Source organism: Paractinoplanes hotanensis (assembly GCF_023717965.1).
GTDB lineage: Bacteria > Actinomycetota > Actinomycetes > Mycobacteriales > Micromonosporaceae > Actinoplanes > Actinoplanes polyasparticus.
Genome location: NZ_JAMQOL010000105.1, coordinates 1 through 6,215 on the forward strand (window position 1 = coordinate 1; position 6,215 = coordinate 6,215).

The 6,215-nt window shown below is 66.8% G+C and carries 6 protein-coding genes; all 6 read right to left on the reverse strand.

Features of this window, described 5'->3' with window-relative positions:
* Positions 1-15: 15 nt before the first annotated feature.
* Positions 16-384 (reverse strand): hypothetical protein, encoded by a 369-nt coding sequence (locus LXN57_RS47430; protein WP_251804914.1) that lies wholly within the window; start codon positions 382-384, stop codon positions 16-18.
* Between the two features lie 70 nt (positions 385-454).
* Positions 455-1,264, reverse strand: coding sequence for an SAM-dependent methyltransferase (locus LXN57_RS47435; protein WP_251804915.1), 810 nt, complete (start codon positions 1,262-1,264; stop codon positions 455-457).
* Between the two features lie 205 nt (positions 1,265-1,469).
* Positions 1,470-2,141: a hypothetical protein gene (locus LXN57_RS47440; protein WP_251804916.1), complete on the reverse strand. Its 672-nt coding sequence runs from the start codon at positions 2,139-2,141 to the stop codon at positions 1,470-1,472.
* A 215-nt stretch (positions 2,142-2,356) separates the two neighbouring features.
* A complete protein-coding gene (locus LXN57_RS47445) occupies positions 2,357-2,971 on the reverse strand; it encodes a GNAT family N-acetyltransferase (RefSeq protein WP_251804917.1) in 615 nt (204 codons plus the stop codon).
* Positions 2,972-2,987: 16 nt separating this feature from the next.
* Positions 2,988-4,439 (reverse strand): APC family permease, encoded by a 1,452-nt coding sequence (locus LXN57_RS47450; RefSeq protein WP_251804918.1) that lies wholly within the window; start codon positions 4,437-4,439, stop codon positions 2,988-2,990.
* 107 nt (positions 4,440-4,546) lie between these two features.
* A complete protein-coding gene (locus LXN57_RS47455) occupies positions 4,547-5,368 on the reverse strand; it encodes a GPP34 family phosphoprotein (protein WP_251804919.1) in 822 nt (273 codons plus the stop codon).
* Positions 5,369-6,215 lie beyond the last annotated feature (847 nt).

A 6,215-nucleotide genomic window follows, 5' to 3' on the forward strand; every position in this document is an offset into this window, starting at 1 on the left:
AACCAACCGATAAACTCAACCCAACCAGGTGGGGACTTTCACCGAGCAGACCTGGGGATTTCCACGGAGCCTCATCAGCTGTTCGAGGTAGCAGTGTTCGCACGAGAAGTTGCAGCCTTTATTGATCTCCCAAGAAGCTCGGCTGTAGACGACCGGGCCAGTCAGGCGCGGACGCACTTTTACTGCGCTCGCTACTGGCCGCCCGCGCAGGTCGACTTGCCAGGCCCGTCGAGCGGCGTCAGCGAACCATCCGGGGATCGTCTCGCCATTTGCTGCTGCCTCGGCCAGCTCGTCGTAACGGTTTGTGGGCAACTGCATGCCCGCAGCCGAGCCAGGACGAACCGCAAGGAAGACAGCTTCTTGAGGGCTGACAATGACGGACATCTCTTACCTCGATCCTCTGCGACGACCGGATACTTCGGCAGAATCTCTGCTCCTCTCGGCTGGGAGATGGTCATGGAACTCTGCCGACGGCGGCGTAGCTGACGGCTTCGTGTTCCTCACCCATGGCCGGGGGATCGTGTTCGGGTTGCCAGGCGATGGTGGAGACCAGTCCGGGTGGTTCGAGCTCGAGGCCGTCGAGGAACTTCGCGACCTCGTCCCGGCTGCGGGCTTGGAACGGGCCGTGAAGGCCGGAGTCGACCAGCTTGGCCAGCCGGCGCCGGACCCGATCGTCGACCGGGTCGAACGTGGCGTGTGAGCAGACCACGTAGCTACCCGAGGGCAGCGCCTCGATCATGGCCCGGACAGCGGTATACGGGTCGTCCTTGTCGGTGCAGAAATGCAGAACCGCGGCAAGGATCAGCGCGACGGGCCTGCTCATGTCGAGGGTGCTGGTTAGCTCTGGGCTAGTCAGGATCTGCTGCGGCTGGCGCAGATCCCCGTCGAGGAACGCGGTTATGCCTTCCTCGGTGCTGACCGCCAGGGCGCGGATGTGAGCGGCGACCAGTTCGCTGTGATCGACATACAGCACCCTCGCGGCCGGGTCGACCTGCTGGGCGATTTCATGTACGCCAGAGCTCATCGGCATCCCGGCACCGATGTCGAGGAACTGCCGGATCCCTTTGTCCGCCGCCAGGTAACGCACAGCGCGGAGTAGGAAGCTTCGGTTCTCCCGGGCAGCGACGCGAACCGTCGGGAACACTTTCGCGATCTCCGCAGAGGAGGCCCGATCAGCAGCGAAGTTGTCCTTACCGCCCAGCAGATCGTTGTAGCGGCGGGCCGGGTCCGGCCATTGTGGGTCAAGGCCGCGCGGGTCGCTCATTGTGACTCTGCTTTCCAAGATCGTACGAACGGCCGGACCGGGAGCCCTCGGCACTGTCGCAGGGAGGCGGGCAGGGTCAGTGGTGTGCCAACGTCCAGTCCGGGTTGGGACGTAGGCACGCCACTGCGGAACCGGCTGGCATGAGTGGCGGAGAAGAGCGGGCCGGCAAGCCAGATGAGGCGAGAGCCCAGCGACGACGAAGCAGTCATCGCGTGCACCCCGCCGGGAAACTGGTGCAGACGTGGATACCCGGCCAGCGCAGCAGCCGGTCGATGGTGAACATCGGCGTCAAAGCGGGCTGGATCAGTCCGCCCGCGGTGACCAACGGCCGCCGGCGGCCGGGCAGATGCGTCTGGGCGCGGCGGGCGCAGCAGTCCTCGAGCGTGCGCTGTGCGGCGACGAACGCTGCCGCCCGACCTGACTCGGCGGTGATCCGGTCGAGCATGCCGACCGCGTCGCGGCAGCTGTGTTGCTGGTACACGGCCACTGCGTGCAGGAAGCCGCCGATGATCGTGCGGGGCCGGTCGCCGAACTCTTGGGCGAGCCGGATCAGGTCGGCGCAGGAGTTGACGGCGTCCGGGGCACCGGCGACCACGGCCGCGTCGCTCAGCACGGTCGCGGCGGCCAGCAGTAGCTTCGGGTTTTCCACCTCCTGCCCGGCGGCTGTGGCGACGGCAGTGCCGGCGAGGGTCATCGCTTCCCGGGGCCGGTCGAGGCGCATGGCCGTCTCCGCGCGCAACGTGAGGCGAAGGGCCGCGTCGGGGACTCGATCGGCTGTCAGGACCCGATGCGCTGTCTGGGGGAAGGCGAGCACCATCCCGTACAACCGCTCCTTTTCGGTGCGGCCGAACAGCCGGGCCAGCCCCGGACTCAGCACCCCGGACGCCACCGCGCCCGCGAATCGGCGGTCGCCGCGATTCCTATCAGCCGCGCTGGCTCCCTCGTACGGACGTCTGGTAGAGCCTGCGGCCGGCGAGCTGTGCCCGCTCGGATCAGCACCGGTCCGCGTAATCGGGGCGCATGACTGCCCGTCTGAGGTGGCGCCGAGTCCGAAGCTGGTCATGGTCCCTCCCGGGTCGAAGGTGGCGGGTATCAGTCGGTGCCGGCGGGGCGCCACATGCGGTAGAGCGGGATGTCGTCCGCGACGTCGATCGTCGGTGGGTTCATGTCGGTGTAGCCGTGACGGTGGTAGAGGTGTTGGTTCTGCGGGCTGGTGGCTTCCAGGTAGGCCGGGATGCCGTCGGCGTCGAGTCGCGTGTGGGTTTGGGTGAGCAGGCGGCTGCCGAAGCCGTGGTTCTGTATGGGCGGGCGCACGGCGAGGAACAGCAGATGCCAGTGCGGATCCCTGGGATGGTGGGCGTCCATCTGCTCGTCGAGATGCTGGAACCGAGGCAGGGCGTCACCGGCCAGCTCGGCCAGCCGCTCGGCATAGCGCTCCGGTTCGGTGACCGTGCCGGTGCGGTCGAACCAGACCGCGGCCGCACTGTGATCTTCGGTAACGAGGACCTGTCCGGCCCCGCCGATCGCATGGGCGATGTAAAGCCGGTACCACGCGCGGGAGACCTGCCACCGGTGCTCTTGCTCGGGGACGAGGAAACGGATCACATCAAGGTCTTCGAACGCGTCCGCGATGATGTCGGCAACCAGTTCGATGTCATCGTCTCCGGCGACACGCAGGGCAGGGATGGTGCTGGCAGGCGAGCTCAACGGGGGTTCCCTTTCGTCAGAGGATGGTCTGCAGGCCGGACGCGCTAGCGGTGGCGCTGCGGGTGCCTCGCCCGATGCCCTGGTAGACCTCCGGGCGGGTGTGTTTGAGGATCAGCCCCCACACCGTCCCGCCGACGAAGATGGCGACCAGGACGATCGGCACCCAGCGGGCGGGGCCGGTGCCGGGGTCGACGCCGAACAGCAGGTGCAGGTTGTCGAGGGCCAGGTAGGCCAGGAACAGCAGGATCAGCGTGGACAGCAACGGGGCAAGCAGCCGTTGCCACACGCCTTCACCACGCGCGTCGCGGGCGAAGAACGCGATGACGGCGATGCTGGTCAGGGTGTAGAGCATCAGGACGGCGAACCCGCCGGTGGTGGAGCCGAGGTAGAACAGCTGAACCAGCGGGTCCCACCCGGCTACCGCGTAGACGCTCAGCATGCCGGCGGCGAACGCGCTCAGGGCCAGCGACGCGACCCGCGGTGCGCCCTTGAGTGTGCAGTGTCCGAACACCCGAAGTAGGACTCCTTCGCGCCCCAGCGCGAACGCGTACCGGGTGGCGGCGTTGTGGAAGGCGATTGCCGCTGCGATCAGCCCCGTGCCAAGAAACAGCCGTCCGATGATGACCGCGGTGTGGCCGAGTGTGCCTGCGGCTTGGTTGAAGAACAGGTCACCGCCTTGGGCGGTGGCTTGCTCGATGATGGTCGGCCCGCCGGCCGAGATCTGCACCAGCGACGCGTACGCATACACCGCGGCGATGATGGACACGGTGGCGTAGGTGGCGATCCGGATGGTGCGTTTCGGGTTCTTCGACTCCTCGATGTAGACAACCGACTGTTCGACCCCGGCGAACGCGGTCATCCCGATCACGACCAGGACACCCGCACTCGGACTCCACAGGTTGTCCAGCGACAACGCGCTGAGGTTGAACGTGAATCCGGCGGTGAGCATGATGGCCAGGCTGTAGACCAGCACCAGCAGGGTTTCGGTGACGACCAGCACCACCAGGACTCTCTCCGACAGGCTGATCTCGTTCGCGCCGAGCACGGCCGCCACAATCCAGGCAGCGAAGGAGAGGACCCACCAGGGGACGCCCAGGCCGATCCAGTCCGATACCAGCGGTTCCACCAGTGCCCCGAAGCCGCCGAAGCAGCACATCAGGAAGCTGGTGTAGGTGGCCAGGGCGAACCAGGACGTGCCGACCCCGAACGGGCGGCCGAGGCCTTGGGAGACGTAGGCGTAGAAGGCTCCGGCGTTGGGGATGTGCCGGGCCATCGCCAGATAACCGACCACAAACAGCATCAAGATGGCGGCGACCGTGATCACGGCGATCGGGAAGCCGAGCAGGCCGGTGACCGCGATCGCCGTACTGACCACCAAAGTGACCACGGTCAACGGCGCCACCGACGAGGCGATGGCGGCGCCGATCGCGAACGGGCCGAGCCGGTTCGCGGCCAAGGCATGCGACACGCTGCCTGGCGAGGTGAGAGATGGTGAGGCGGACACGTAGGTGTTCCTCCAGCCAAAGACAGGGAATGGATGTGCTCGCGTAAAACGGGGGTGTGCGAGAAAGGGGATCAGCGCATCGCGGCCTCACCGACGGCAGCGTCCGCAGCACGCAGTAGCTCTCGGCTGGGTTCGTCCAGGCCGCGTTGGAGTTCGTCCGCCAGATACGACCGGTCGGCCGGGTTCAAGGTGGCGAAAGCGTGATGGTGCAGGCCGGTGGCCAGAATCAGACCGGCCAGACACAGCTGCGACCGGCCGAGACGTTCTCTGCCTTGCAGCGCGACACTGAGCCTGTTCGCCGGAGTACCGGAGGCCACCGAGTCATGCGGCACAAATGTCGTTGTCGTCGCGCGTAGCAGCCGACGCTCCTGCTTCGCCCTGGCCAGCCCAACCCGGGAAAGCCGGTCAACCACGAGCGTTTCAGCCCGCTGTTGATACGCCAGGTACGACAACCACTCCGCGTGCCGATGGCCACGCCGCCGATTCCAGGTCTCCTCCGGCTTTGAACCTCCATCAGGGCTGACTGGTGAGGGCGGGAACTGGGCTGAGCGGTCCGGAGCTAAAGCGTGCCCGTGCCGGCCGTGCGACCCGTCCGCTGGCCAGGTGAAGCCCTCGTGCAGACGGGCAGGCGCGCGGACTAGCAGCTCGGCCGGAGCCCAGCTCAGCTCCTCGGTCTGCATCTTGCGCAGCAAGGGCCTCAACGCCGGGTCGTCGGACAGGCCGTGCCTGGTGCGGAAGAGGTCGCCGTCGCGCAACTGGAGATAGCCGTTGTAGACAAGCTCCGCGAGCAACGCGCTTCCCAGCCCGACCCCCAGCGCCCACGGGCCCAGCCGAGCCTTGCCATTAACGCCATCGTGCGCTGCCAGCCACAGTTCATCAGCAAGACTCGTCACAACCGAGCCCCCGCGGCGCCCGAAGTGACTCCGGGTCGGCCCGCTGGCCCAGCCGCACGCATGAATCGATGAGGGCAGTGCCCAATGTCGATCGTCGCACCGCAGCCGGGGCACCACTGCCGTGTTCGAGTCGCCAGGAGAAAGCCGCCGAGGAAGCCGACCAGCAGCCCTGCGCAGGACGCGATCGCCGCTATCAAGACCACCATGTCTCCCTTCGCCAACCACAGAGCGTGGCGGGCCCCGTGCGTCGAGTTGGTGATTGGGAGTCTGGCCCTGTGGACAATGCCGTCAGAAGCGCGTAGCAGAGCCGCTTACTTGCCGTTGGGCGGACATAAGGCGGACATAGGACAGCCGTTTCTCCCCGTGGGGTGCACGTGGGCTGGCGCCCCGGCGCCAGTCCGCCCTACCGTCGTCCTAGATCCAGCTAGGAGGCCCGGATGCCGGAACGACGCTCGACGTTGCTGGCAGTGCTTATCGGCCGTGACGACCGCACGCTCAGCGAGGTCATCGCCCAGTTCGAACGGTGCGCCCGCGACAACGGAGAAGACGCCACGCTCAGCGTCCGGACGTTGCGCCGGTGGCTCTCAGGCGATGTGCGAACAGAGCCAAGGCCGTCCCAGCGACGGGTCGCCCGGTCCATGTGGGGCTTCCCCATGTCGGACCTGCTCGCGCCGGCCCCTCCGGAAATGTTGATATCTCCGACCACCGGCGCACCGCTGAGCAACCTCGCCGGCACGGTGGCTACGGCCAGCGGAGATCCATCGGAAAATACTGAGCTGATCTCAGCAAGATCCGGTTAGGTATTTGTATTCGAAATGGGTGAGGTGCAGCGCGGCGGTGACGATGT